The organism is Kushneria marisflavi (assembly GCF_002157205.1).
Lineage (GTDB): Bacteria > Pseudomonadota > Gammaproteobacteria > Pseudomonadales > Halomonadaceae > Kushneria > Kushneria marisflavi.
In genome coordinates this window covers 1,010,842-1,035,064 of sequence record NZ_CP021358.1, presented here as the reverse complement: position 1 = coordinate 1,035,064, position 24,223 = coordinate 1,010,842, and the positions used below count along the sequence as shown (strand labels likewise).

Genomic DNA, 24,223 nt, shown 5'->3' with positions numbered 1-24,223 from the left:
TCATGATGCGTCGAGCTGGACCGCCTTGATATAGCGCTCGGCACGTTTGGTACGGTCCTTGACGCGACCGACCAGCTGCCCGCAGGCCGCATCGATGTCATCACCACGGGTCGTGCGCACCGGGGCGTTGTGCCCAAGCTCATACAGCCACGCCTGAAACCGCATGACCTGATTGCGTGACGGCTTTTCATAACCGGCATGCGGGAAGGGGTTGAACGGGATCAGATTGATCTTGCAGGGCAGATCCCCCAGCACCTCGACCAGCTGCTCGGCGTGTTCGCGCTGATCGTTGACGTCCTTGATGAGCGTGTACTCGATGGTGATATGGCGTGTGCCATCGCTTTTGGTCAGATAGCGTCGGCAGGCGTCCAGAAGTGTTGCAATATTGTATTTGCGGTTGAGCGGGACCAGCGTGTTGCGAAGCTCGTCGTTGGCGGCATGCAGTGAAATGGCCAGCGCGACATCGATCTCATCGCCCAGCTTCTCGATCATCGGCACGACGCCCGAGGTCGACAGGGTGACGCGGCGCTTGGAGAGACCATAACCGTTGTCATCGAGCATCAGGTGCATGGCGGGCACGACATTGTCATAGTTCAAAAGTGGCTCGCCCATGCCCATCATGACCACGTTGGTGACGGCGCGACGGCCGTCGTCATGACCCATGCGCCCGCCTGCGCTGGCCTGAGCCACCCACAGCTGGCCGATAATCTCGGCGGCAGTCAGGTTGCGCTGAAATCCCTGTTTGCCGGTCGAGCAGAAGCTGCAGTCCAGCGAGCAGCCAACCTGTGAGGAGACGCACAGCGTACGACGATTGCCGTTTTCGGACGGAATCAGAACGGTTTCCACGAAACTGCCGTCCTCGACTTCAAGCACCCATTTCTGCGTACCGTCGCTGGACTGGCCCTCATAGACCACTTTGGGTCCACGAATTTCGGCCACGCGTGCAAGCTTGTCACGCAGGGCCTTGGAAATATTGGTCATCTGCGAGAAGTCATCGACACCCTCATGATGGATCCATTTCATGACCTGTGCGGCGCGAAACTTTTTCTCGCCGTGGTCGATGAAGAACTGCTCCATCTGGCTGCGTGAAAGACCCAGAAGATTGACGGGTGTCGTCGTGGCAGTCTGTGTCATGGCAGTGAGCTCGCTGGTGTCATTGGAGTAAAGAAGGCCGTCACCTGCCCATGAGGCAGATGACGGCCGGGCGTGGCGGGCAATATCAGCCGCGCGGGCAGATTTCTTCATCAGAGAAGAAGTAGGCCACTTCACGCTGGGCGGATTCCGGTGCATCGGAGCCGTGAACGGCGTTGGCGTCGATGGAAGAAGCGAAATCGGCGCGAATGGTGCCGGCCTCGGCCTTCTTCGGGTCGGTAGCGCCCATCAGTTCACGGTTCCTGGCGATGGCATTGTCGCCTTCGAGGACCTGAACAACGACCGGACCGGAGGTCATGAAAGAGACCAGATCCTTGAAGAAGGGGCGCTCGCTGTGCTCGGCGTAAAAGCCCTCGGCCTTTTCCTGTGACAGGCTGACCATCTTGCAGGCCACGACCTGCAGACCGGCCTTCTCGAAACGAGAAATGATGTCGCCTACGGCATTTTTGGCAACGGCGTCCGGCTTGATGATGGAGAGAGTACGTTCCTGGGCCATGTTAAAGGGCTCCTGACAGGGTGATGAATTCAAGGTAAGTCGTGATTCAGGATAGCGCAGAGCCGGCAGCTGTGTTGACAGCTGCCGGCTCCGGCAAAAATCGCGCCATTATAGCTGTCGCCGGCGCAACATGCATCCGCATTGGCATGGGCCGACTCAGACGCTGAAACTTTCCCCGCACCCGCATTCGTCGCGAACGTTGGGATTGTTGAAGCGAAAGAAGCGGTTGAGGCCTTCGCTGACGTAATCCACTTCTGTACCGTCAAGGACGGACAGGGCGTCGTTGTCAACGATGACCCTGACGCCGTGATCTTCGAATACCTGATCATCGGCCTCAACGCTATCGGCAAAATCGAGCACGTAGCTGTAGCCCGAGCAACCGCTGGGTTTGACCGCAACACGCAGTCCTTCGCCGCTGCCACGTTCTTCGAGGACGTGGCGAATCTGGTGAGCGGCGGCTTCGGAAATCGAGATCCGGGCCATGATGATGTTCTCCCCGGTGATGCGCGGCGAACGCGCGGAAAATAAAGGATGCTCAGGCACTCTGACGCGTACGCAGGCCTTCCAGAGCATTCGAAATGGATTCAAGCGCCTGATCGATCTCCTCGACCTGGCTGAAACGACCAAAGCTGAAACGGATCGAGGCCAGCGCCTTTTCACGCGGCACGCCAATGCCGGTCAGCACATAGGAAGGATCCACGCTGGCTGAATTACAGGCCGAACCGGTGGATACCGCCAGACCCCGCAGGGCCATGATCATGCCTTCGCCGTCTACCCCTTCAAAACCGACATTGATGATGTTGGGTACCTGCGCACCGCCATCGCCGTTGATCCAGGTGCCTTCAAGCCGCTGAATGCCATCGCGAAAGCGCTGACCGAGCTGCTCGAGATGGGCGTTGTCGCTAACCTGTTCTTCCAGAGCCAGTGAAAAGGCCTGGCCCATGCCGGCAATCTGATGGGTGGGCAGGGTGCCGGAGCGCATGCCACGCTCATGGCCGCCGCCGTGAATCAATGCTTCGATGCGAGTGCCGCGCCGTACATAAAGCGCACCGATGCCCTTTGGGCCATACGCCTTATGGGCCGACAGTGACAGCATGTCGATGGGCAGGGTGCCCATGTCCAGCGCGATTCGACCGGCGGCCTGAGCAGCATCGACATGAAAGGCAGCGCCGTGTGCGGCCGCAATGGCGCCCAGCGCCTGAAGATCGTTGATGCTGCCCAGCTCATTGTTGACTGCCATCAGGGAGACCAGCACCGTTTCCGGGCGCAGCGCCTCCTGCAGGGCTTCGGGCGAGATCGTGCCATTGGCACGGGGCGCAAGGTAGGTCACCTCAAAGCCCTCCTGCTCGAGCGCGGTGGCGCTGTCGAGCACGGCCTTGTGTTCGATGCTCGAGGTAATCAGATGTCGGCCGCGGGCACGATGAGCACGCATATAGCCGATGAGGGCCAGGTTATCGGCCTCGGTCGCGCCCGAGGTCCAGACAATCTCGCGCGGATCGGCGCCGATCAGATCGCTGACCTGACGTCGCCCGGTCTCGACGGCCTGCTCGGCCAGCCAGCCCGACATGTGGCTGCGTGAGGCCGGGTTGGCAAAGGTGCCTTCCAGCGTCAGATGGCGTGCCATGACCTCGGCAACACGCGGGTCGACCGGGGTCGTGGCCGCGTAGTCAAGGTAAAGAGGCATGGTGCTCATGATGATTTCCTTATCTCCAACGTCATGACCTTCTGCACGACGCGCAATGACATTATGACGTATGAGCAATCGGCAGCACGGCGATCTGGCTGGCGCTGTCCTGCTGACGAGAGGCGATGCGCTGAACGTCGTGGCGATGCATCAGTTCCTCAAGCGTAATACGATCGAGAAAATCATGGATGACATCAGACAGATCGCTCCAGAGATGATGGGTCAGACACGTCGTGCCCTGTTGGCAATCACCCGTGCCCTGACAGCGCGTGGCGTCAATGGATTCATTGACCGCATCAATCACACTGGCCACGGAAATATCCTTGGGCGCTCTGGCCAGCAGATAGCCGCCGCCCGGTCCTCGAACGCTGGTGACCAGCCCCTTGCGACGCAGTCTGGCAAACAGCTGCTCAAGGTAGGAAAGCGAGATGTCCTGCCGCGCCGAGATATCTGCCAGACTGATGGGTGAGCCCCTGCCGTGCAGGGCCAGGTCAAGAATGGCTGTAACGGCGTAGCGGCCCTTGGTCGTCAGACGCATGATCCAGATTCCGCAGCATGACAGTAATCGTTGATTATGATAATCCCGAGAGATTTGGTCAACAATTGCAGGCGGCAGTCAGCGCCGCCTGTGTTCTCACGATACAGGATCGGAGGGCTCCGACGGCCTGTCGTGTCCGTTTTGCAGACGATCCACCCGCGTCAGAATGCCGCGCAGCATGTTGAGCTCCATGACATCCATGCGGCTTCTCATGTAAAGGCGCCTGAGGCGTGCCATCAGCTGGCGGGGATTGTTCGGGTCGTGAAAACCGATATCGATCAGAGTGCGCTCGAGATGCTCAAAAAAGCGCTCGGTATCGGCGTGATTAGCCAGCGGGTTGTCCCATTCAACGCCAAAGGGATAGGCCGAGCCGGGCAGGGTATCCGTTGTATTTGACTGGGTGGACAACCAGGCCTGACGGCACTCGTAAGCCAATACCTGTACGGCGGCCGCCAGATTGAGAGAGCTGTAATCGGCCGATGTCGGAATATGCACATGCGTATGACAGCGCTGAAGCTCTTCGTTGGTCAGCCCCTTGTCTTCACGTCCAAAGACCAGTGCCACCGTGCTGCTCTGGTGTTGCATCTCGCCGGGCAGACGGGCGGAGAATTCACGTGGTGAGCACAAGGGCCAGGGCAGATGACGCGAGCGGGCACTGGCGCCGACCACCCACTGGCAGTCCTTCAATGCGGGTTCCAGCGTGTCATGCAGTGTGGCACGCTCAAGGAGGTCATCGGCACCCGAGGCCCGGGCAATCGCTTCCGGGTTGATCCCTTCGCCGCGCGGCGCGACCAGCGCAAGCTGCTCAAGCCCCATGGTTTTCATGGCGCGTGCGGCGGCGCCGATATTACCGGGATGGCTGGTGCCAATCAGAACAATACGAATACGCTCTAGCATGAAAATCGCCGTGATACAGAAAACGTGGGCCGTGGGGCAGTGGAGAACGCAAGTCTAGCATGGCTTGTGCGTTGTCTGCCCTGATGGAACGCTGGCGAGTTGGCGGCGTCTCTGCTAGCATCGTCGGCCACTTTTCCGGACAGTCCGCTTTTCAGACAACTCATTTTATCGCGTCGCTTGAATGACACCGCCAATGGTCGCTTGTTCGGGCGGCGTTTGAATCTGTCAGCTACTGACCTGCCTTTCGCTCTTTAACAGCACTCGGTTCGAGGATTGATCATGCATCCAATGGTCCAGTTTGCCCTGCGCGCGCTTCGTGGCGCCCAGGAACAGTTCGTTCGCGTTCGCGACCGACTTGATATTGCCCGTGAAGACAACACGCTTGATACGTTGCTCAGCGATACGGCCCAGCGCGCAGAAACCCTGATTGCCTCACAGTTTGGCAAGGGCTACCCGGAACATGGCATGTCAGGACGCTATATCGGCTGGAGCGAAGGCCGTGGCGAAGGACGTGATTACCACTGGAAGATCGAAATCTTTCACGGCTACGCCAATCTGGCGTCCGGTACCTCGGGCTGTGCGCTGTCGATGGTGTGCCTCTACAAGGGGCGTCCTGAACACGCCGTCATTATTTCCCCCTTTACTGATGAAGAGTATCTGGTCAGCCGTGGGCGTGGTGCTCACTACAACGGCCGCCGCATGCGTGTACCGGTCCGTACCAGCATCGATGGCAGCCGCGTCGCGCTGGGCCTTCCCGAGAACTGGATGCGCGAGCGCTATTTCTCCACCTGGCAGATTCTGACCACCCAGCTGGGTGCGCGTGTAGACATGCTGCGTGCTTCGGGATGTCCGCTGCTGGACATGCTGTCGCTGTGCGCCGGCCACGTTGATGCGGCTTTCATTCTGGGGCTGGACGAGCAGGACATGCACATCGTCAGTCTGGTGCTCAAGGAGTGTGGTGCGCTGTCCGGCACGCCGCAGGGTAGCCCGCAGATCAAGATTGAAGGGGCGCTCATGGCCGCCTCGCCACGTCTTTTCAAGCAGCTGGTACAGACCATGGGCAGTGCGAACCTCCCGTCCCTGTAATCTCTTCGTTATCGATAAAACGCCTGTCCAGTATTGGCTGTCGGTATCAGAATGCAAAAAGGGCCCGCCTCCATGAGGCGGGCCCTTTTGTTTGTCGAAGGCGCCGATCCATCAGGCGCCCTGGTGTATCAGGGCAGTTCGTCTTCAACGGCGTTTTCGCGTTTGACCGGGATCAGATCTTCCCGCTCCAGCTTGACCAGCAGCAGCATGGCAGCTGCCACATAGATGGAGGAGAACGTTCCCAGCACCACGCCCACAATCAGCGCCAGCGAGAAGTTGTGGATCATGTCGCCGCCCAGGAAAAACAGCGCCAGCAGCACCAGCAGGGTTGTTCCCGACGTCGACAGCGTTCGTGACAGTGTCTGATTGACGGCGTCGTTGAAGATTTTGACCAGATCATTGGACTGGGAGCGCCGGATGTTTTCGCGGATACGGTCGTAGACGATGATGGTGTCGTTGAGCGAGTAACCGATGACCGCCAGCACCGCAGCCAGTACCGTCAGGTCGAAGTCGAAACCGAACAGGGCAAAAAAGCCCAGCAGAATGATCACGTCGTGGCCCAGCGAGATTAGCGCGCCAAGGGCAAACTTGTACTGGAAGCGGAAGGCCACATACAGCGCGACCACGCCCAGGGCAATCAGCATGCCCAGACCGCTCTGATCGCGAAGCTGGTCGCCGACCTGAGCGCCAACATATTCAGCGCGCACCAGGTTAACCTGTTCGCCGTCGGCGCGCAGGGCACTGATGACCTGATCGCCGATGCCCTCATCGAAAGTCTGCTGAAGGCGGACCAGCACGTCGGTATCGGCACCAAAGGTCTGCACCGAGTAGTTACCAAAGCCCGCCTCACCCAGCTCATCGCGAACCTCGTCAAGCGAGGGCGCCTTGGCATAGCTGACTTCGACCTGGGTGCCGCCGGTGAAGTCGAGGCCAAGGCTCAGGCCCTTGACGGCCAGCGCCCCGAGGGCGATGACCGTGAGCAGGATGGAGATGATGTAGGCAGCCTTGCGCTTGCCCATGAAATCAAATTGCGTCATTTGCCGGCTCCTCAGATCCACAGTTTCTTGATCGACTTGCCGCCCACGACAAGATTGGTAAGGGCTCGGCTCACCATGACGCCGGTAAAGACCGAGGTCAGAATGCCCAGCGAGAGCGTGACCGCAAAGCCCTTCACGGGGCCGGTGCCGATCGAAAACAGGATGACGGCCACCAGCAGGGTCGTGATGTTGGCATCCAGGATGGCCGTGAAGGCGCGTTCATAGCCGGTATGAATGGCCTGCTGTATCGATCGACTGCGTATCTCCTCGCGAATACGCTCGAACACCAGCACATTGGCATCGACCGCCATGCCCAGTGTCAGCACGATCCCGGCAATGCCCGGCAGGGTCAGGGTGGCCCCCAGAATCGACATCGCCGCGATCAGAAGCGTCAGGTTGACCGCCAGTGCGATGTTGGCGATCAGGCCAAAGCCCTTGTAGCGCACGATCATGAAGGCCAGCACCAGAATCAGCCCAACAATGACCGACATGACACCACGATCAATGTTCTGCTGGCCCAGGCTTGGCCCGATGGTACGTTCCTGTGCGAAGTAGATGGGTGCGGCCAGCGAGCCCGAGCGTAGCAGCAGCGACAGTTCACGGGCTTCGGTCGGCGAATCCAGACCGGTGATGCGGAACTGATTGCCCAGTGCGCTCTGGATGGTGGCCAGACTGATGATACCGCGCTCGGTGTAGGGCACGCGCTCCTCGACCTGTTCGCCGTCGCGGGTCACGGTGCGGGTGCGGGTCTTGTGCTCGATATAAAGCACGGCCATGTTACGGCCGATGTTGGCGCGCGTGGCGCGATTCATGCGGCTGCCACCGGGGCCATCCAGGTTGATGTTGACCTGCGGTCGGCCACTGTCATCAAAGGAGGTGCTGGCACTCGAGACGCGATCACCGGTAATGATGACATCGCGCTCCAGAGCCGCCTTGCGACCGGCATCGTTACGGAACTCGAATGCCTGTTGCTGATCGGGGCTCGTGCTGTCGGACGCCTCAAGTCGGAACTCGAGGTTGGCCGTGGCCCCCACGATCCGCTTGGCCTCGGCCGTGTCCTGTACGCCTGGAAGCTCGACCACGATGCGGTTGGGGCCCTGGCGCTGCACGATCGGCTCGGATACGCCCAGCTCGTTGACACGATTGCGCAGGGTGGTGAGGTTTTGATTGATGGCGTAGTCCTGGATGTCGTTGACGGCCTGATCGGTCAGCGTCATGACAAGCGTCGGGCCTGCATCATCCTCATTGGCGAAGGTAAATTCGTTGTACTGGCGGCTGAGCAGCGCTCTTGCCTGACTGCGGTCCTCTGCATTGGCAAAGGTAAAGCGGATGATGTTATCGCCGGTGGTGTTGTTGCGATAACGAATGCCCTCGCCGCGCAGCGCTTCGCGCATGGCGCTGGCGTTGACATCCAGACGCTGATCAATGGCCGCATCCATGTCGACTTCCAGCAGGAAGTGGACGCCGCCACGCAGATCAAGGCCCAGATTCATCGGCTTGGCACCGATGGACTGCAGCCACTGCGGGGTCGAGTCGGCCAGATTGAGCGCGACGGTGTAGCCCTGTCCCAGTGCCTTGCTGACCGCATCACGAGCGGCTGACTGCTGTGAGCTGTTTTCCAGCCGTATCAGACCGGTGCCATTGGCGGACTCGCTTGATTTAACGGCGATGCCTGCCTGCTCGAGTATCTGATCGACACGGGCCATCTCGCTGCCGCCAACGCTTGCACCGCTATTGGCCGCGCTGATCTGAATGGCCGGGTCCTTGGGATAGAGATTGGGCAGTGCATAGAGAACGCCCACAATAAACACGAGGAGTATCAGCAGATACTTCCAGAGGGGATAACGATTGAGCATCGTGGCCCTGTCCTGATTGGCTGGTGGCTCAAGAGAGCTTTTGAGGTCGTATCAATGACCACAGGGCTCGACCAATGGTTCAATCACCACTGAACGAGCCCCGGGCAGAAGGCGACGTGTTGTACATCAATACGTCGCAGACAGGAGTGATCACGCCGATACGACAGCAATGATCGCCTGCCTTTACTGTGTTCAGATTGATTTCAGTGTGCCCTTGGGCAGTACGCTGATAACCGAGCTTTTCTGAACATTGACTTCAGTACCTTCAGCGATTTCAAGAGTGATGAACTCGTCACCAACCTTGGTCAAACGCCCCATAAGGCCGCCGCTGATAGTGACTTCGTCGCCTTTGGAAAGCTCTGACATCAACTTCTTGTGTGCCTTGGCTCGCTTGGACTGCGGACGCCAAAGCAGGAAGTAGAAAATCAGGACAAAGCCGACCAGCATGACGATCTGACCGATGGCACCCGCGCCACCGGCACTACCGGCGCCTCCTTCTGCCATGGCTGCCGGAATCAGGTACTCGAGCATGAGGTTTCCTCTAGGAATGATCTTGTTCAGTGGTGCTCTGTTATAAGCCGTTTACGCCTCAAGTGGCGGGACCGTCTGGCCCCGGCGCGCATAGAACGCTGCCACGAAGTCCGCCAATGTACCCGCTTCGATAGCCCCGCGCAAACCACTCATCAGCTGCTGATAATGTCGCAGATTATGGATGGTGTTGAGCTGTGCACCCAGCATTTCACCGCAACGATCCAGGTGATGAAGGTAACTGCGCGAAAAGTTCTGGCAGGTATAGCAGTCGCAGCCTTCTTCCAGAGGACGTGTGTCATGGCGGTGGGTCGCGTTGCGAATGCGAACGACACCATCGAAGGTGAATAGATGGCCATTGCGGGCGTTACGGGTCGGCATGACGCAGTCGAACATGTCGACACCGCGTCGCACACCCTCGACCAGATCTTCCGGTCGGCCCACGCCCATCAGATAGCGTGGCTTGTCATCCGGCATCAGGCCCGGCAGATAATCCAGCACCTTGATCATCTCTTCCTTGGGCTCGCCGACCGACAGGCCGCCGATGGCCAGGCCGTCAAAGCCGATCTGCTCAAGACCTTCGAGTGAGCGTTCACGCAGCTCCCGATACATGCCGCCCTGAATGATGCCAAAGAGCGCAGAAGGGGAGTCACCATGGGCATCGAATGAGCGCTGCGCCCAGCGAAGGGAAAGCTCCATCGAGGTTCTGGCTTCTTCAAACGTTGCCGGGTAGGGCGTGCACTCATCAAAGATCATGACGATGTCGGAACCCAGCGAGCGCTGAACCGCCATCGACTCTTCAGGCCCCATGAAGATTTTGACGCCATCGACCGGGGAGCGGAAATGAACGCCGGCCTCGGTGATCTTGCGCATGTCTCCCAGCGAAAAGACCTGAAAGCCGCCTGAGTCGGTCAGGATCGGCTTGTGCCACTGGGCAAAATCATGCAGATCACCATGGGCTTCGATGACCTCAGTGCCCGGGCGCAGCCACAGATGAAAGGTGTTGCCCAGAATGATATCGGCGCCGGTGGCTTCGACATCCTTCGGCGTCATGCCCTTGACGGTGCCATAGGTGCCTACCGGCATGAAGGCGGGCGTTTCGACGCTGCCGCGAGGAAAGGTCAATCGCCCTCGGCGGGCGCGGCCATCGGTTGCCATGCGCTCAAAACGCATGAAGCAGTCCTGTCTCATGAAAGATCCTGTCGGTACTTGAAAGTCATCAATACGAACGCATGTTGCAACGGCCGATCAGCCGCGCTGCCGGGTGAGATACATGGCGTCGCCGTAGCTGAAAAAGGCGTAGCGTTCGTCTACAGCTGCCTGATACGCCTGCATGACATGGTCATATCCTGCAAAGGAGGAGACCAGCATCAAAAGCGTGGATTCCGGCAGGTGGAAATTGGTGATCAGGCTGTCCACGCACTGCCATTGATAGCCCGGATAGATGAAAATATCCGTATCGCCGCTGAAGGCCTCGATCCGGCCGTGACTCGAGTGCTGGCAGGCACTTTCCAGACAGCGCACGCTGGTGGTGCCCACCGCAATGACCCGGTTGCCGCGATCCTGTGCGGCGCGGACCTGTTCGGCGGTGGTCGCGCTGACCTCGATCCATTCACTGTGCATGTGATGTTCGAGAATGTTGTCGACCCGCACCGGCTGAAAGGTGCCGGCACCGACGTGCAGCGTTACGAACGCCTTCTCGATGCCACGTGCCTCCATTGCCTCAAGCATGGCGTCATCAAAGTGCAGGCCGGCGGTCGGCGCGGCAACCGCGCCGTCGTGGCGGGCGTAAACGGTTTGATAGCGTTCACGGTCGGTATGCTCATCTTCGCGCTCGATATACGGCGGCAGAGGCATGTGGCCGTGGGCTTCCAGCAGCGCAACCAGTGGCGTATCCCCTTCAAACCTCAGCTCGAAAAGTGCGTCGCGTCGGCCCTCGACCACGGCGTGAACATCACCTTCGAAGATGAGGCGAGTGCCGATTTTTGGGGCCTTGCTGGCACGCAGATGGGCGAGGCCACGGTAGGCATCCAGAGGACGTTCCAGCAGCATTTCGACGCGCCCACCACTTTCCTTTTGACCGAAAAGTCGTGCGGGAATGACGCGGGTATCGTTGAACACCACCAGATCCCCCGGCGCCAGATGGTCCAGAAGCTGCGGGAAGCGCGTGTGTTCAAGGTGGCCGCTGTCACCATCGACGCACAGCAGACGACAGTCACTGCGCTGGTCGCTGGGATAGCGGGCGATCAATTCGTTGGGCAGATCAAAATGAAAGTCGGCGCGCTGCATGGCTCATCAAGGGTCGGTGTCATCAAGGGGCAGGCATGATAGCGGATGCGACCGGTCTACGTCATTGACGTGTTGGCTACGGGCCGTATAATACGCCTCGCGCAACACTGCCGGTGTGGCGAAATTGGTAGACGCAGCGGATTCAAAATCCGCCGGACTAATACTCCGTGTCGGTTCGAGTCCGACCACCGGTACCACCTCTTTACGATATCTCCTCTTTCGTTTTTCCTCTCTGCTTCTTGCCATCTGTCACGGCGAGGCGTGTATTCTTGCCTGAAATATCTGTTTTAAACACTCATGACAGAGGAGATTCCACGTGTCTCATCAAAGCTGCATGGTTAAGCATTTTCAATATTTTGCTGACCTGGCCGATTGGGAAGTCGAGCTTTTGAATACGCTTGAGAAGTCTCCCGAACAGCTGAAAAGCGGTGATTCATTATGGCGGGAAGGCGAGCGTGCCGATGAGATGGCCGTGCTGAGCAAGGGCTGGGCCTACAGCAGCTATGTGCTGGAAGATGGTAGCAGGATGATTCTGGATATCTTTATGCCCGGAGACGTGGTCGGCCTTCGTGAATACGCACTCCATGAACATCAGTCGACCGTGGATGCCATCACGGATTGTACGTTCTGTCGCTTCCCCCATTGCCATCTGGACAATGTGTTTGAGCAATCCGGCCGATTGACCAGTACCTTCTTCGCCATTTCAGGCATTCAGCAATCCATGCTGGTTGAGAGAATGGTCAATCTGGGGCGCAGAAATGCTCAGAACAGGCTGGCTCATTTTCTATGCGAGACGCGCAGCCGTCTTTCCAAAACCAACAGTGGCGCGCTCAACGAGTTCAGGCTGCCGTTATCGCAACAGATGCTGGCCGATTTGATGGGGTTAACGCCGGTTCACGTCAGCCGGGTATTTTCTTCTCTACGCGAGCAGTCGCTGGTTTATCGTGACCGGCATCAGATTACCATCCCCGATATTGATCGGTTGCAGATGTTCTCTGATTTCAGGGAAGGCTATCTTCGGATGCAATCAAAGAGCAAAGAGGTTTAATTCTCGGTTGTGGTTGCTTTCGAAAAAGGCGTTGGGCGCCAGGGCCCGGCTGAAAAAATAAAGTATTAAAAAATTAACCTTAAATCCATATTCCGATTGCTTTGACGTCATACCATTTGATGGTTAAAACGAGGTGTCTGGAGTGTCTGATTGTAGAGACGGTTGTCACTATTGTTTTATTTTTGATGCTTGGGCGTTAATTCCCTTTTGAACTGGCGAATCAGCATACTTTATATTTCTTTCTTACATTAGCTTCCTCTGCCAGCATCGTCTGTCAGAGGGTCCGGTAATGGCCAGAGAAATTATTTCATCAGCGTCACAAAAGAGTCGAATAAGGTGGATGGATGCCCTGAGAGGGCTTGCCATTACCATGGTGGTCTATTTACATAGTGCCGACTCGATGGCGCTCAAGTTCGATGACCTTGATCCCATCTTTACACAAATCAATGGTTATTTTTCGCCCTTCAGGATGCCGGCGCTGATGCTGCTGTCAGGTCTTCTGGTGGCAGGTTCTATGCGCAAGGGCGCCGGGCGTTATTTCAAGGGTAAGCTGTCAGGTATTCTTTACCCTTATGTTATCTGGTCGATTGTTTCCTATGGCCTGTTCATATATCGAGCGCATTTTAACGGCAAGCCGGTAGTTGAGTTCTGGCACTCACTGTTTTTCGAGCCCATGGCCTATCTGTGGTTCATTTATTATATCTTTTTCTATTATGTGATTGCCTATTTCGTTCTCAGACTCCACTGGAGTGTGTCCATTCTGGGATCGCTGGCACTTTATCTGGTGTTGAAAGATACTGAATTTGACCGCTTTATCTTTCACCTTCCGTTCTTCATTCTGGGGGGGGTGCTTGGATATCATCTTGAAGCCTTCAAGCACTTCATAGAACGTACCAGCTGGCTGGCGGTTCTGGCACTGGCAGGTCTGGTGACCTGGTATGTCATGGCCTATCAAGGCCTGGTGACTACTGGCGGTGCCTATCAGCCCATTTCCATGGCATTGGCATTGGCCATGACACTGGTGCTGCTGCGTGTGGTGACTTTCAAATGGATGGCTCCGGCACTGCGCCCCTTCGAGTGGTTTGGCCGCAACTCGCTGGTACTTTTTCTTGTGCATTTTCCTGTTACATGGGTGGTACCTGTCGTTCTCGCGCGCGTGGTTCAGGGTGATCCGGACATGGTTTTTCCGATTTACTTCCTGGGCGTGTTGGCGGTCAGCTCGCTGGCAGCCGTGATGAACAATCGAAGCAAACTGGTATCGCTGCTTTTTACGGCCAATGTATTGGTCAATCGCAAGGCATCCGCTCGTTCCGAGGTGCGTATCGGTAATACAGGGATTGCTTACAAATAGAGTTCTTTAGAATATCTGTATATTGACATGGCCGGCTTTCGAGTCGGTCATGTGTCTTTAAATGGAAGAGCGCTTTTGTAGACAAGTGCAACGAGCCCTGAAAGCCCCTAGAATGTCGATATTCATATGACCGGGAAGCGTGTTTCGGTCATGTCTTGTCGGGCTGGCACGGAGTGTTCATGAGCGAGGGCGTACTGCACTTTTTCTTCATTACGACAGGCGCGATTCTGACGCTTTTATTTTTCCCGTTACTGGTCATGGTGCTTTTCAAGATATTGCGGCGCTGGCGCGAGGAAAAACGCTCTCGGCACTGAAGGTGCGCCGCAATATTCATGAATGCCCGGCATGGTTCGGCAACACATGTGGGCACCTGAATTTTATCTTACCGTGACCACGCGGCAGGCAGCGCGATGATTGACCGCACGGGAGACGCTGCCTCCTGTAGCGTTTGAGGTTCTACCCAACCCCTTGTATCCCATCACGATGGCATCGGCGTCCAGTCGGTGTGCCTCACGTTCAATGACTTCTGCCGGGTCGCCCGTGCGAACAAGAATGCTGGTGTCGAGATCCGATGCGTCGATGGTTTCCAATGCCGTCTCGATAAGTTGCATGGCGGCACTGTTCCGGGGGGGGGTGATGCCTGGGTGGCGTCATCCTTTTCGTTAATGACCGGGACATGCAGTAGATAGAGTCTGGCATGGCTGGCACGTGCAAGATGCGCGGCGATATCCAGTGCCTTATTGGCATTTCCGGAGCCATCCAGAGGTACGAGAATTGTGCGATACATCAATTGGCCTCCTTTTGTTTGTGTCGTGTCATGGTCATCGCGCGCTTGACAAGTATAAAAACGAAAGCGCGATGTCCACTGGCGCCTTGTCATGCCCATTGGATGATAGGGGAAAAACCGGTATGGGCAGGACAGATACTAAAACGCCCGCACCAGAAGGGGCGGGCGTACAAAAGGCTTCGTCGATCAGAATCGACGGCCCAGCAAAAGACCGGCGACCAGCCCGATCGCTGCACCTGCGCCAATATAGCTCCAAGCATTTTCATGGACATGACGATCCAGGTCACGGGCACCTTCTTCAGTCAGCTCCCAGGCGCGGTGACCTTCATCTTCTACTCGATCACGAGCCTGATGCCAGCGCTGGCCAAGATGATCACCTGCACCCTTGAGACGACTGCGTACCTTTTGACCCGTGGAATCCAGCTCATCTTCATAGCGTGCCAATGCGCGTGCACCACGCTTGTTCAGTTCCTTTTCATAGTCCTTGAGTCGACGAGTCGCTCGGCTATCACTGGATGAAAAAATGCCCATCGGATGTCCTCCATTGACGTGGTCAGGCTTGTTTCAGATCAATACTGAAAAGAGTAGTGCTCAGTACAGATGGCTGAAAACATGGGTGTCTTTCTGGTTTATGCAGAGACAATTGGCGTTTGTCATGACCTGCATGACTTGATTGGACACTGTACTCAAGCGTAGTTCAGATCAGGTCAATTGACCTGATCTTCGTGGGGATGGTCATGGACCGTCATGCCTGTAATGCACCTGTACAACAAGGTGGCTTTTCTTGAGTTAAATTGATTTTTGAAAATAAAAAAACTGCGATGCGCTGAAAAATATAGACAACACCTTTACAAGTGTTACTATTTTCGCGCTGCAAGGATGCAGTCAGAAGGCAGGAAGCCTTCACTTAGCGCAGAATCTTCCAGGAAGGAAGAGTGTTTGATGACGCCAAGGAGGGCGTCTGATGCCACAACGAGCAATACCCGCCAATGCTTCCCTGTCGTCGTAACTCTCTTTTTCTCGTGATGTCGTCTTCACATGACGGTTTCTGGCTGGCTTCGTTTATCGAGGCCTTTTTTGTGTCTGTGTTTCGGGCAGTACTGGTGACGGCCTTCGAATACGCCAGGCTCAGGCGTAAGATGGTCCGCTTTACTCTCGGAGAGTGCTGTCATGGGATCATCACGAGCACGTGTCCAGATTGTGGATACCCTGAACCGGCCCGCGGGAAGTGCGCGTCGATGCGATATGCGTCGGCTGAAAATATGGCATCGGGCCGTTTATATCCTTGTGCTTGATCAGCATGATCGGCTGTGTGTACAGCGGCGCACCCTCTGCAAGGATATCTTTCCGGGGTATCGCGACCTTTGTGCCGGGGGCGTGGTCGATGCCGGCGAATCCATGGCTAGTGCGGCCCGGCGCGAGCTTCATGAAGAGCTGGGGTTATCCCTCACATTAAGTTGGTGCCTGAAGCTTCATTTTGAAGAGGGCATGAACGCGTTTGGCAGCGTCTTTATCGCACGCTACCACAATCAGCCCATAACGCTTCAGTCCAGCGAAGTAGAAGCCATTGAATGGATGACGTTAAGTGAGGCGCTGGCGGTGCAGGACGCAACACCCGATTCACAGCAGGTGCTAAAGGCCCTGATGGATCAGGGTTTTTTGTCGTGAGTTTCTGGCGTGAGCGCCCACCCGTGGGCAGGCGCCTGAATTTTCAGGTGTCGTGGGTTTCCCTGACCCACCCGTTGCGATAATCCAGCGACGGGACATCATCACTTGATAACCAGATCGGGCCATCCAGATCAACAATAACGGCGTGGGCGGCCACTGGCAGTGCTGCCCGCATGGCCATGGAAGTCCCCAGCATGCAGCCCACCATGATGGCCATGTCATGTTTGCGGGCTTCTTCTACCATCGCCAAAGCTTCTGTCAGTCCACCGCTTTTATCAAGCTTGATGTTGATCATCTCATAGCGGTCGCTTAGTCGAGCGATATCTTCTCGGGTATGGCAGCTTTCATCGGCGCATAGCGCTACCGGATGATCAAAATCAGCCAGAATGCCATCTTCTCCGGCAGGCAGGGGCTGTTCGATCATTTCGACGTCAAGCTCTGCCAGCGCCCGGCACCAGGCTTCCACGTTTTCCGGTGCCCACGCCTCATTGGCATCAATGATGAGACGTACGTCAGGCGCGGCTTCCCTTACGGCACGCACCCGTTCGACAACCTGCTCATCGTTGAGCTTGATCTTTAAAAGTCTTGCTCCCTGAGCCAGCTCCTGTCGGGCTGCCTCGGCCATCTCTGCTGGCGTTGCGATGGAAATGGTATGGGCCGTGACAATTTCATGTCCGATCGGGGGGCCCAGCCGCGCTGTTGGTGTGGTGCCTTCCAGCGCGCACTCCAGCGACCACAGAGCACAGTCGAGCGCATTGCGCGCCGGGCCTGCCGGCAGCCGCTCAAGCAGTGCCTTGCGATCAATGCCCTGCTCAATGGCCAGCGATACTTCATCGATCTCTTCCATGACCGATTCGGCACTATGGCCATATCGAGGGGTGGGTTTGCTTTCGCCTATTCCCACAAAGCCGTCCTGGTGAATTTCGACGCGAATAATGTCAATTGACGTGCTGGCACCGCGCGCGATCACGAACGGGCGATCCAGTAGCCAGGTCTGGGTATAACGCTTGAGCGTACGCATTACACGGCTCCTGTCGTAAAGGCGGTGACCAGCGGTTCGATACCAAAGCGAATGGGGTCGGTAGCCGGAACGCCAAACTGCTGGCTCAGTGCCTCCAGCTCGCGTCTTGCCGTTTCCTCATCCACCTGAGACGTATTTACGGAAAATCCGGCGAGCTGCACCCTGGGATTGGTGATGCGGGCAGCGCTCAGATTGGCTTCAATGCAGGTGGCCATATCGGGCATCGGGCGGTTGGGCAAATGGCGCATGTGAGGCCTGCCCAGCTCATGACACATCACGATGCAGTCGGGCTGAGCACCGTGCAACAATCCCAGACTGACGCCGGCGTAAGCGGGATGGAATAAGGAGCCCTGACCTTCGATAACGTCCCATTGATCCTCGGCGGCTGCAGGGCTTAGCCACTCCACGGCACCAGAGATGAAATCGGCAATGACGGCATCGATGGCAATGCCTTCACCGGCCACCAGTACCCCGCACTGCCCGGTGGCACGAAAGCGTGCCTTGAGACCGGCCTCTTCAAGACCGCGCTGCAGTGCCAGTGAGCTGAACATCTTGCCCAATGAACAGTCAGTGCCGACGGTCAGTATTCGCTTGCCGCTGCGAGGCTCGCCGGTCCCCACCTCCAGTGGCGGATGGCTATGACGAATGTCATGAAGCGTGACGCCGTGCTCGCGTGCCAGCTCGGCCACCCCTTCAATGGCGTCCAGGCGCTGATGCATGCCGCTGGCCACATCCATACCGTGCTCAATGGCCTGACATATCACATCCCGCCAGTGTGCCGGAAGCTTGCCGCCCGAATTGGCCACGCCGATCACGAGCGTTCGCGCGCCCCGGGCGCAGGCTTCTTCGATGCTGATGTCCTCAATGCCGACACTGACCGTCTTCTCGGTCATGCGCAGCTGACCGACAGCCTTTTCCGGACGCCAGATGACCACGGCGCGGGCCATCTTGGCCGAGACGCTATCTTCGATGTCCCCCAGAAACAGGAGGTAGGGTGAAACAATGTCGGCAGGGCGGTAAGGCTGGCTCGTCATCACTGGCTCCGAGAATGTAGAGAAGTGAGTCAGTGTCGACGAAAAAGGTCATAGCTTCGAATGCTGATTTGTCGGTTCGGTATAACTTCATCGTATACCAGGCGGCGAGTCCGTCTGCCAGCGTTGTGCATGTATCGCCAGTTGATCGACCAGTAGCGTTCTTAGCTGATTCGCGGCATGGGGCCAGGGCACATGACGCGCCCTCAGCAGGGCCACATTCATGTTCAGTTCAGGGGTCAGCGGCAGTACCTGTAAACGGTCACGATAGCGTTCGGCAGTGAATGGATCGACGATCCCCGTCCCGCCACCGGCGATGACCAGCTCGGCAATCACGCTGTAGGTCTTGACCCGGAGGCGCGCGGCTGGCGTCAGCCCCTCGGCCTGAAGGGCCTGTCCGAGTAACGTGCCCAGCGGATCCTCTTCCGGCATCAGAATCAGGCCGTTCGCATTGAGCCATTCAAGCGTGGCATGTGTCGGAGCGTCCATATCCGGCGGCAACAGGGCCTTCATGGGCGCACGCATCAGATGCTCGCACTCGATTCCTTCAGGGGCCGGCTGTTCAAACGCCAGTGCCATGTCCAGTCGATGGGACAGCAGTTCATCACACAGGGTGGAGAAATGCGAAGTGACCAGCTCGATCTCAAGCGCCGGGAGCCGGCGTTGAAGGGCAATGAGTGCTCCGGGCATGACCAGGTGCCCGGGCGCATGGGACGCCCCGAGTCGCAGATGTTGATCCACGCCGTGGGAGAGCTGGCGGCCCAGTTGATCCACCACATCCAGTTGCTTGACCGCCGCCTCGATGGCAGGCCATAACCGCAGCGCTTCCGGTGTGGGGGTCAGCCCACGCGGATGACGCTCGAACAGACGAACGCCCAGCGTGGTTTCGGCGTGAGCCAGCGTACGCGTGACGTTGGGCTGGGAAACATTAAGTCTTCGAGCGGCTGCACTGACACTGCCGCAACTGATCAGGGCATGGAAGACTTCGATATGACGCAGTTTCATGTTGAGGCCACATTGGCGAGGGGTTCATCCATGATGCCGACTGTCAGTGCCACGTGCATTACCGGCTTGAGAGGCATGGGTATACCAATGAGCCAGCGCATTCAAAAATGCGGTGGCGTGTTTCAGAGAGCCTGACGGTATTTTTCATGGGCGCTGATGATTGAAGCAGGGCCTGCATCAGAATGTGCTCATGGCAGACCGCTCTGGTGACAAGCAGGCCTGGACGATAGACTCTGGTCAGCGTTTTGAAAGCACTGGCCTTTTGTACCAGGTTATGAAAGCTTGTGCGCCGCAAAGGGGTTTTCGGGCCCGACGGTACCTATCTGATATGACCATGGAGAATACACGTGGCTTTAACGAGGCTGTTTTATTGGCTTCGGCTACCTCTGATGGTGCTCTTGTTGAGCACGATGTCGGTAGCCGCAATGGCAAGCCCCCAGGCAGAAGGGGCATCTTCTCAATCTTCCGAGCAACCCTCCTATGCGGCGCTGGCGGATCTGCTGGAAAATGAGCAAACGCGTAACGAAATGATCTCGCAGCTGCGCAGTCTTGCGCAGGGTGAGGCGCCTTCAGCCGAGAAGAGCAGCGATGCTGCCGCCGTAGCCGACGTGCCGGCCGAACAGCAGTCATTGGGCGGACGTATTGCGAACATGACCCAGGGCTTTGCTCAGGGGGTTGCCGAGGATGTCACCAATGCCATCGCGGCTTTCCGTAGTGCCGGAGATGGCGAAGGCGCCGGGCTGCCCTGGGCGCTCTGGGGCACTATCCTGCTGGCCTTCGGTATTGCCGTAGCCTCAACGGTTGTCGCCTTTTATGTCTTTCGGGCTCTGGTGGCTCGCATCTATCAGCGTATCAATGCGTGGGTTGCACGTCGGCCTGCTCCTGCTTCAGCACCACCGATCGAGGCAGGAGATGAGGAAGCTCAGCAGACGCTGGACGAGAAGGAACAAAAGCAGGCCGCTGGAGCACTGCTCAAGCGCTGGAGTGCCGTACTCGGCGCGCTTTTAATTGATGTTGTCGTGATTTTGCTGGCCGGCGCCGTGGGCTACGTGATCAGTCTGTTCTTTGCCGGCGAAGCGGGCGAGATTGGCCGGGCTGAATCCCTGTTCATCAATGCCTTTGTCATCGTTGAGATCGTCAAGGCGCTGATCAGAATGGTGTTTTCGACCCGCTATGATTCTCTGCGCCTTTTTGCCATGTCGAGCGAGACGGCGTCGTACTGGAATCGCTGGCTGGCGCGTCTGGTAGGCATTACCGGTTATGGTTTGATGGTGGCGGTACCGATGGTCAATGCCATGCTGTCACCGGCGGTGGGGCAGATCCTGAGTTTGCTGATCATGATTGGGGTCTACATCTACGCGGTGCGCGTCATTCTGAAAAACCGCAAGACACTGCGTGATAACCTCAATGGTCGTGCCGACGAGAGCAACTTTGCCTTCTTCAGCACCCTGCTGCGTATTCTGGGTCGGGTCTGGCATCTGTTCGCGCTGGCTTACTTCACCGTACTGCTGGTTGTCAGCCAATTGCAGCCAGCAGAAGCACTGCCGTTCATGGCGCACGCGACCGTGCAGACCCTGTTGGCCGTCGGGATCGGTATCCTGATTTCGTCGCTTCTGACCATCGCTCTGTCACGTCGTATCCATCTCTCCGAGGGGCTTCGTGAGCGTCTGCCGCAGCTGGAAGCGCGGATCAACTCCTACGTGCCCAAGGCGCTGAGAGGCATTCGCATTCTGCTGGGTATCTTCGTGATCCTGACGGTACTGGACGCGTGGAAGGCCTTTGATCTGCCGGGCTGGCTGACGTCTGATAGCGGCGCCGAAACCATCGGCATGATCGTGCATGTGGCGATCATTCTGCTCATTGCCACGCTGGTCTGGACGGTAGTTGCAAGCTTCATTGAGCACCGCCTGAGTGCCGCCTCTGCGCCAAGCGCTCGTGAACAAACACTGCTGTCACTGTTTCGCAATGCGATCCTGATCCTGATCGTGACGATGACCCTTCTGATTGTGCTGTCCCAGATCGGCATCAATATCGGGCCGTTGATCGCCGGTGCCGGTGTCGTGGGCCTGGCCATCGGCTTTGGCGCTCAGAAGCTGGTACAGGACATCATCACTGGTGTGTTCATCCAGCTTGAAAATGCCATGAATACCGGGGATGTGGTGGGCGTGGCCGGTCTGACCGGTACGGCCGAGAAAATTACCATTCGCTCGGTAGGGCTGCGGTCACTGGATGGTACCTTCCACGTGATTCCGTTCTCCTCAGTGGATACGGTCTCCAACTACATGCGTGACTTTGCCTACCATGTGGGCGAGTACGGCATCGCCTATCGTGAAAATGTGGATGACGCCATTCACCATCTGCACAAGGCCTTTGATGAGCTGCGGGAAAACCCCGATCAGGCCGTCAACATCATCGATGACATGGCCGTACCGGGCGTGGTGTCGCTGGGCGACAGCGCGGTCAATATCCGCATCATGATCAAGACCAAGCCCGGCACACAGTGGGGGGTTGGACGTGCGTTCAATCGCCTGGTCAAGAAGCATTTCGATGCGGCCGGTATCGAGATTCCGTACCCACATACCACGCTCTATTTCGGTCAGGACAAGAATGGCGGCGCACCGCCGGCCAACGTTCACGTCCTCGACGAATACGTGGTGGAAGAGGGGCAGGCCGGCGCGGCAGGTCAGACGCCATCACAAAAGAGTGCCAAGACCGTTTCCAGAGGGGAGGCCGAGCGCAGTCGCCTGAAGGAAAACGAAAAGCTGCCGGATGAGGATAATGACGAGGGCGAGGGAGATAACGACGTCGATCGTTAAACCGGCGTGATCGTCAGTAACGACAGGGGCATCCAGTGGATGCCCCTTTTTTTGCGCATGTCATGACGATGGTTTAATCGCCGGAAGCGGCGTCCTGCTCGGCGGCCATTCTGCGCCGGGTCAGCACGACATCCATGAGCATGTTGTAACGGTGGCGCGTCATCATGGTGGTCAGGCCGGAAAAAAGCAGCCAGAAACCGCGGCGCCAGCGAGTCAGCTTCCAGACATGGAAGGTCAATTGACGAAGCAGTCGATCTTCATCGAAGGCGCGCCACTCTCCGGCCAGTGACACCTGGTGGCGAACCAGCACCGGTGACATCTCGACACGATAGATGCGCTCGAGCTCGTCCGTGGTGAAATCATATCGCTCGATGACATCGGCCATACGGGCATAGTCGCGCTCACCCGGTTCTCGATCCAGCCACAGCGGTGCCAGCGCCATCCAGAGGTCACGACGATGATCGAGCAGACGCTGTGGGTCATTCATGTTGTCATGTGAAGATGACACCGTTTTCACCCTGCAGTATTGAGGTGGTTAAGAAACATTGGTTCCGGCGTGTGCGGACACCTGCGCCCGTACCCGGTAAAATACGCGTCAGGTCGTCATGACTCAATTTTGAGTATTACGGGACACTCGGTGGCCCGGCCAGCATTGATGCAGCATGACGGGAGGGCATTTCATTCATTGAGATGCCGTTCGTTTATCTTTCAGGCAAGTAGAGGTGAGTGTGGTTATCCATCCCAAGGTTCGCGGTTTTATCTGTACGACAACCCATCCGGTCGGCTGCGAGCAGAACGTGCGCGAGCAGATCGAGATCACTCGCTCGCGCGGCACCATCGAAGGCGGTCCGAAAAAGGTTCTGGTCATCGGTGCCTCTACCGGTTATGGCCTGTCGGCACGTATCACTGCCGCCTTCGGATGTGGTGCCGATACGCTGGGCGTTTTCTTTGAAAAGCCGGGTACCGAAACCCGCCCGGGATCGGCAGGCTGGTATAACTCGGCAGCCTTTGATCGGCTGGCCAGTGCTGAAGGGCTCTATAGCCGTTCGATCAACGGTGATGCCTTCGCCCATGAAACGCGCGATCAGGCCATCGAGATGATCAAAGGCGAGATGGGTGGTCAGATCGATCTGGTGGTCTATTCGCTGGCATCACCGGTGCGCAAGCTTCCCGACAGCGGTGAAGTCGTCAAGTCAGCCCTCAAGCCGATCGGTGAGACCTATCGAGCCACGGCGCTGGATACCAACAAGGATCAGATCATCGAGGCCTCGGTCGAGCCGGCGTCACAGGAAGAGATCGACAATACCATTCGCGTCATGGGTGGTGAGGACTGGGAGCTCTGGATCGACGCGCTTGATCAGGCCGGCGTGCTGGCCGAAGGCGCCAGCACGGTGGCCTTCAGCTATATCGGCACCGAAATCACCTGGCCGATCTACTGGCACGGCTCGCTGGGCAAGGCCAAGGAAGATCTCGATCGTGCGGCGCAGGCACTCGACACCCGCTTGAGCGAAAAGGGCGGCCATGCCAACGTTGCCGTGCTCAAGTCCGTGGTCACCCAGGCCAGTGCCGCCATTCCGGTCATGCCGCTCTACATCTCCATGGTCTATCGCATCATGAAAGAGAAGAATCTGCATGAAGGCACGATCGATCAGCTCAACCGGCTGTTCCATGAGCACCTGACTGTCGGCCAGAGCCCGGCTCTGGATGACGCCGGCCGCATGCGTCTGGATGATCGCGAACTGCGTGATGACGTGCAGGATGAGTGCAAGGCGCTGTGGCCGAAGGTTACCAGCGATAACGTTTTTGAGATGACTGACTACGCCGGCTACAAGCATGAGTTTCTCAAGCTGTTCGGTTTCGACCGTGATGACGTCGATTACGATGCTGACGTCAATCCGAAGGTCGATTTCGACGTGATTCAACTCTGAGGCTT

24 protein-coding genes, 1 tRNA gene and 1 pseudogene are annotated in these 24,223 nt (G+C 57.4%); 8 read left to right on the top strand and 18 right to left on the bottom strand.

Annotated features, from left to right (window positions below; translation table 11 throughout):
- The 6 genes from rlmN to B9H00_RS04820 all read right to left on the bottom strand — a co-directional run bounded on the left by rlmN (position 1) and on the right by B9H00_RS04820 (position 4,767).
- Positions 1-1,134, bottom strand: coding sequence for a 23S rRNA (adenine(2503)-C(2))-methyltransferase RlmN (rlmN, locus tag B9H00_RS04845; RefSeq protein ID WP_086901708.1), 1,134 nt, complete (start codon positions 1,132-1,134; stop codon positions 1-3).
- A gap of 85 nt (positions 1,135-1,219) precedes the next feature.
- The gene (ndk, locus tag B9H00_RS04840) at positions 1,220-1,648 is read right to left on the bottom strand and encodes a nucleoside-diphosphate kinase (RefSeq protein ID WP_086899689.1); all 429 of its coding nucleotides are present in this window, start codon (positions 1,646-1,648) and stop codon (positions 1,220-1,222) included.
- Positions 1,649-1,804: 156 nt separating this feature from the next.
- Positions 1,805-2,131: a HesB/IscA family protein gene (locus tag B9H00_RS04835; RefSeq protein WP_086901707.1), complete on the bottom strand. Its 327-nt coding sequence runs from the start codon at positions 2,129-2,131 to the stop codon at positions 1,805-1,807.
- 52 nt (positions 2,132-2,183) lie between these two features.
- Positions 2,184-3,341, bottom strand: a complete 1,158-nt coding sequence (locus B9H00_RS04830) for an aminotransferase class V-fold PLP-dependent enzyme (protein WP_086901706.1) — start codon at positions 3,339-3,341, stop codon at positions 2,184-2,186.
- Positions 3,342-3,393: 52 nt separating this feature from the next.
- Complete coding sequence (iscR, locus tag B9H00_RS04825) at positions 3,394-3,870, bottom strand: Fe-S cluster assembly transcriptional regulator IscR (RefSeq protein WP_086899688.1); 477 nt, start codon at positions 3,868-3,870, stop codon at positions 3,394-3,396.
- 96 nt (positions 3,871-3,966) lie between these two features.
- Positions 3,967-4,767: an RNA methyltransferase gene (locus B9H00_RS04820; protein WP_086899687.1), complete on the bottom strand. Its 801-nt coding sequence runs from the start codon at positions 4,765-4,767 to the stop codon at positions 3,967-3,969.
- A 279-nt stretch (positions 4,768-5,046) separates the two neighbouring features.
- Between B9H00_RS04820 and B9H00_RS04815 the strand changes: the two genes are divergently transcribed.
- Positions 5,047-5,853: an inositol monophosphatase family protein gene (locus tag B9H00_RS04815; RefSeq protein ID WP_086899686.1), complete on the top strand. Its 807-nt coding sequence runs from the start codon at positions 5,047-5,049 to the stop codon at positions 5,851-5,853.
- A 128-nt stretch (positions 5,854-5,981) separates the two neighbouring features.
- On the opposite strand, the gene secF is transcribed toward B9H00_RS04815, so the two are convergent.
- The 5 genes from secF to queA form a co-directional block, all read right to left on the bottom strand.
- The gene (gene secF / locus B9H00_RS04810; protein WP_086899685.1) at positions 5,982-6,890 is read right to left on the bottom strand and encodes a protein translocase subunit SecF; all 909 of its coding nucleotides are present in this window, start codon (positions 6,888-6,890) and stop codon (positions 5,982-5,984) included.
- 11 nt (positions 6,891-6,901) lie between these two features.
- Positions 6,902-8,746 carry a protein translocase subunit SecD gene (gene secD / locus B9H00_RS04805; protein ID WP_086899684.1) on the bottom strand — a complete coding sequence of 615 codons (1,845 nt, stop codon included), beginning with the start codon at positions 8,744-8,746 and terminating at the stop codon, positions 6,902-6,904.
- Between the two features lie 192 nt (positions 8,747-8,938).
- The gene (gene yajC, locus B9H00_RS04800; protein WP_086899683.1) at positions 8,939-9,277 is read right to left on the bottom strand and encodes a preprotein translocase subunit YajC; all 339 of its coding nucleotides are present in this window, start codon (positions 9,275-9,277) and stop codon (positions 8,939-8,941) included.
- 51 nt (positions 9,278-9,328) lie between these two features.
- On the bottom strand, positions 9,329-10,447 hold the full coding sequence (gene tgt / locus B9H00_RS04795) for a tRNA guanosine(34) transglycosylase Tgt (protein ID WP_425323816.1): 1,119 nt from the start codon (positions 10,445-10,447) through the stop codon (positions 9,329-9,331).
- A gap of 75 nt (positions 10,448-10,522) precedes the next feature.
- Positions 10,523-11,563, bottom strand: a complete 1,041-nt coding sequence (queA, locus tag B9H00_RS04790) for a tRNA preQ1(34) S-adenosylmethionine ribosyltransferase-isomerase QueA (protein WP_086899681.1) — start codon at positions 11,561-11,563, stop codon at positions 10,523-10,525.
- Positions 11,564-11,672: 109 nt separating this feature from the next.
- On the opposite strand from queA, the gene B9H00_RS04785 reads away from it, so the two are divergent.
- From B9H00_RS04785 to B9H00_RS17120, 4 genes are all read left to right on the top strand, one after another.
- Positions 11,673-11,760, top strand: a tRNA-Leu gene (locus tag B9H00_RS04785).
- A gap of 119 nt (positions 11,761-11,879) precedes the next feature.
- The gene (locus B9H00_RS04780; RefSeq protein WP_236944355.1) at positions 11,880-12,611 is read left to right on the top strand and encodes a Crp/Fnr family transcriptional regulator; all 732 of its coding nucleotides are present in this window, start codon (positions 11,880-11,882) and stop codon (positions 12,609-12,611) included.
- A gap of 340 nt (positions 12,612-12,951) precedes the next feature.
- Positions 12,952-13,962, top strand: a complete 1,011-nt coding sequence (locus tag B9H00_RS04775; RefSeq protein ID WP_157663182.1) for an acyltransferase family protein — start codon at positions 12,952-12,954, stop codon at positions 13,960-13,962.
- A 179-nt stretch (positions 13,963-14,141) separates the two neighbouring features.
- On the top strand, positions 14,142-14,276 hold the full coding sequence (locus tag B9H00_RS17120) for a hypothetical protein (RefSeq protein WP_257789417.1): 135 nt from the start codon (positions 14,142-14,144) through the stop codon (positions 14,274-14,276).
- Between the two features lie 63 nt (positions 14,277-14,339).
- Here B9H00_RS17120 and B9H00_RS17105 read toward each other — a convergent pair whose 3' ends face one another.
- The 3 genes and pseudogenes from B9H00_RS17105 to B9H00_RS04760 all read right to left on the bottom strand — a co-directional run bounded on the left by B9H00_RS17105 (position 14,340) and on the right by B9H00_RS04760 (position 15,280).
- A complete protein-coding gene (locus B9H00_RS17105; protein ID WP_086899678.1) occupies positions 14,340-14,573 on the bottom strand; it encodes a universal stress protein in 234 nt (77 codons plus the stop codon).
- Positions 14,574-14,656: 83 nt separating this feature from the next.
- A pseudogene (locus B9H00_RS17190) lies at positions 14,657-14,749 on the bottom strand (universal stress protein); the annotation flags it as partial.
- A 186-nt stretch (positions 14,750-14,935) separates the two neighbouring features.
- Positions 14,936-15,280: a DUF883 family protein gene (locus tag B9H00_RS04760; RefSeq protein WP_086899677.1), complete on the bottom strand. Its 345-nt coding sequence runs from the start codon at positions 15,278-15,280 to the stop codon at positions 14,936-14,938.
- Positions 15,281-15,919: 639 nt separating this feature from the next.
- Here B9H00_RS04760 and B9H00_RS04755 point away from each other — a divergent pair.
- A complete protein-coding gene (locus B9H00_RS04755) occupies positions 15,920-16,417 on the top strand; it encodes an NUDIX hydrolase (RefSeq protein WP_086899676.1) in 498 nt (165 codons plus the stop codon).
- 43 nt (positions 16,418-16,460) lie between these two features.
- Here the strand turns inward: B9H00_RS04755 and dgcA are convergent, their stop codons facing one another.
- The 3 genes from dgcA to B9H00_RS04740 all read right to left on the bottom strand — a co-directional run bounded on the left by dgcA (position 16,461) and on the right by B9H00_RS04740 (position 19,474).
- The gene (gene dgcA / locus B9H00_RS04750) at positions 16,461-17,438 is read right to left on the bottom strand and encodes an N-acetyl-D-Glu racemase DgcA (protein ID WP_086899675.1); all 978 of its coding nucleotides are present in this window, start codon (positions 17,436-17,438) and stop codon (positions 16,461-16,463) included.
- Positions 17,438-18,472 (bottom strand): N-acetyltransferase DgcN, encoded by a 1,035-nt coding sequence (dgcN, locus tag B9H00_RS04745; protein WP_086899674.1) that lies wholly within the window; start codon positions 18,470-18,472, stop codon positions 17,438-17,440. Before dgcN ends, dgcA begins: the two co-directional genes overlap by 1 nt.
- Before the next feature lie 87 nt (positions 18,473-18,559).
- Positions 18,560-19,474: a LysR family transcriptional regulator gene (locus tag B9H00_RS04740; protein ID WP_086899673.1), complete on the bottom strand. Its 915-nt coding sequence runs from the start codon at positions 19,472-19,474 to the stop codon at positions 18,560-18,562.
- A gap of 347 nt (positions 19,475-19,821) precedes the next feature.
- Here B9H00_RS04740 and B9H00_RS04735 point away from each other — a divergent pair, with 347 nt between their 5' ends.
- Positions 19,822-22,290: a mechanosensitive ion channel domain-containing protein gene (locus tag B9H00_RS04735; RefSeq protein WP_236944354.1), complete on the top strand. Its 2,469-nt coding sequence runs from the start codon at positions 19,822-19,824 to the stop codon at positions 22,288-22,290.
- 73 nt (positions 22,291-22,363) lie between these two features.
- Here the strand turns inward: B9H00_RS04735 and B9H00_RS04730 are convergent, their stop codons facing one another.
- Positions 22,364-22,777 (bottom strand): DUF7079 family protein, encoded by a 414-nt coding sequence (locus B9H00_RS04730; protein WP_086622069.1) that lies wholly within the window; start codon positions 22,775-22,777, stop codon positions 22,364-22,366.
- 241 nt (positions 22,778-23,018) lie between these two features.
- Here B9H00_RS04730 and fabV point away from each other — a divergent pair, with 241 nt between their 5' ends.
- Positions 23,019-24,218 carry an enoyl-ACP reductase FabV gene (fabV, locus tag B9H00_RS04725; protein WP_086901705.1) on the top strand — a complete coding sequence of 400 codons (1,200 nt, stop codon included), beginning with the start codon at positions 23,019-23,021 and terminating at the stop codon, positions 24,216-24,218.
- Positions 24,219-24,223: the final 5 nt, after the last annotated feature.

Excerpts from the sequence above, each read along its gene's own strand:
- rlmN (WP_086901708.1), bottom strand. The coding sequence starts at position 1,134 with ATGACACAGACTGCCACGACGACACCCGTCAATCTTCTGGGTCTTTCA.
- ndk (WP_086899689.1), bottom strand. The coding sequence starts at position 1,648 with ATGGCCCAGGAACGTACTCTCTCCATCATCAAGCCGGACGCCGTTGCC.
- B9H00_RS04835 (WP_086901707.1), bottom strand. The coding sequence starts at position 2,131 with ATGGCCCGGATCTCGATTTCCGAAGCCGCCGCTCACCAGATTCGCCAC.
- B9H00_RS04830 (WP_086901706.1), bottom strand. The coding sequence starts at position 3,341 with ATGAGCACCATGCCTCTTTACCTTGACTACGCGGCCACGACCCCGGTC.
- iscR (WP_086899688.1), bottom strand. The coding sequence starts at position 3,870 with ATGCGTCTGACGACCAAGGGCCGCTACGCCGTTACAGCCATTCTTGAC.
- B9H00_RS04820 (WP_086899687.1), bottom strand. The coding sequence starts at position 4,767 with ATGCTAGAGCGTATTCGTATTGTTCTGATTGGCACCAGCCATCCCGGT.
- B9H00_RS04815 (WP_086899686.1), top strand. The coding sequence starts at position 5,047 with ATGCATCCAATGGTCCAGTTTGCCCTGCGCGCGCTTCGTGGCGCCCAG.
- secF (WP_086899685.1), bottom strand. The coding sequence starts at position 6,890 with ATGACGCAATTTGATTTCATGGGCAAGCGCAAGGCTGCCTACATCATC.
- secD (WP_086899684.1), bottom strand. The coding sequence starts at position 8,746 with ATGCTCAATCGTTATCCCCTCTGGAAGTATCTGCTGATACTCCTCGTG.
- yajC (WP_086899683.1), bottom strand. The coding sequence starts at position 9,277 with ATGCTCGAGTACCTGATTCCGGCAGCCATGGCAGAAGGAGGCGCCGGT.
- tgt (WP_425323816.1), bottom strand. The coding sequence starts at position 10,447 with ATGCGTTTTGAGCGCATGGCAACCGATGGCCGCGCCCGCCGAGGGCGA.
- queA (WP_086899681.1), bottom strand. The coding sequence starts at position 11,563 with ATGCAGCGCGCCGACTTTCATTTTGATCTGCCCAACGAATTGATCGCC.
- B9H00_RS04775 (WP_157663182.1), top strand. The coding sequence starts at position 12,952 with ATGGATGCCCTGAGAGGGCTTGCCATTACCATGGTGGTCTATTTACAT.
- B9H00_RS17120 (WP_257789417.1), top strand. The coding sequence starts at position 14,142 with ATGAGCGAGGGCGTACTGCACTTTTTCTTCATTACGACAGGCGCGATT.
- B9H00_RS17105 (WP_086899678.1), bottom strand. The coding sequence starts at position 14,573 with ATGCAACTTATCGAGACGGCATTGGAAACCATCGACGCATCGGATCTC.
- B9H00_RS04760 (WP_086899677.1), bottom strand. The coding sequence starts at position 15,280 with ATGGGCATTTTTTCATCCAGTGATAGCCGAGCGACTCGTCGACTCAAG.
- B9H00_RS04755 (WP_086899676.1), top strand. The coding sequence starts at position 15,920 with ATGGGATCATCACGAGCACGTGTCCAGATTGTGGATACCCTGAACCGG.
- dgcA (WP_086899675.1), bottom strand. The coding sequence starts at position 17,438 with ATGCGTACGCTCAAGCGTTATACCCAGACCTGGCTACTGGATCGCCCG.
- dgcN (WP_086899674.1), bottom strand. The coding sequence starts at position 18,472 with ATGACGAGCCAGCCTTACCGCCCTGCCGACATTGTTTCACCCTACCTC.
- B9H00_RS04740 (WP_086899673.1), bottom strand. The coding sequence starts at position 19,474 with ATGAAACTGCGTCATATCGAAGTCTTCCATGCCCTGATCAGTTGCGGC.
- B9H00_RS04730 (WP_086622069.1), bottom strand. The coding sequence starts at position 22,777 with ATGAATGACCCACAGCGTCTGCTCGATCATCGTCGTGACCTCTGGATG.